The sequence below is a fragment of the Cobetia sp. SIMBA_158 genome (assembly GCF_046566945.1).
Lineage (GTDB): Bacteria > Pseudomonadota > Gammaproteobacteria > Pseudomonadales > Halomonadaceae > Cobetia > Cobetia amphilecti.
This window is the reverse complement of record NZ_JAWJYL010000123.1, coordinates 1-359: the sequence shown is the minus strand read 5'-3', so window position 1 is coordinate 359 and position 359 is coordinate 1. Positions and strand designations below refer to the sequence as shown.

At 34.3% G+C, this 359-nt stretch carries 1 protein-coding gene; it reads left to right on the top strand.

Going from position 1 to position 359, the window contains the following annotated elements:
- Positions 1-203: 203 nt before the first annotated feature.
- Positions 204-359, top strand: a 156-nt coding sequence (locus R2R70_RS19260; RefSeq protein ID WP_410978788.1) for an NAD(P)H-binding protein, incomplete at its 3' end; no start/stop codon positions are given.

The following is a 359-nucleotide window of genomic DNA, read 5'->3' as shown; positions in this document are numbered from 1 at the left end:
AATTAAAAATTTATTTTTTTAGTATGTATAAAGATTTCAAGAATTGGAGAATATATTAGTGTTCCCCCTTAGTTATATATACATTTTTTAGCTGTCCATTTTGGATGGCTCTTTTTTTGCCTGAAGCCAATATGGTACAAACCAACCCTAATCCAGAAAAAACGATATAATCAGCTTTAGAAGAAGGAGGTAGGTTCATTCTAATGAATATTTTAATTTTAGGTGGAACTGGACGAGTTGGCCGTGAAATCGTAACACTTGCCCTTCATGACAAACACCATGTTACGGTACTCGTTCGTACGCCAGGGAAAATCCAACTAACGGATGAACAATTGACCATTATTAGAGGTAATGTTTTA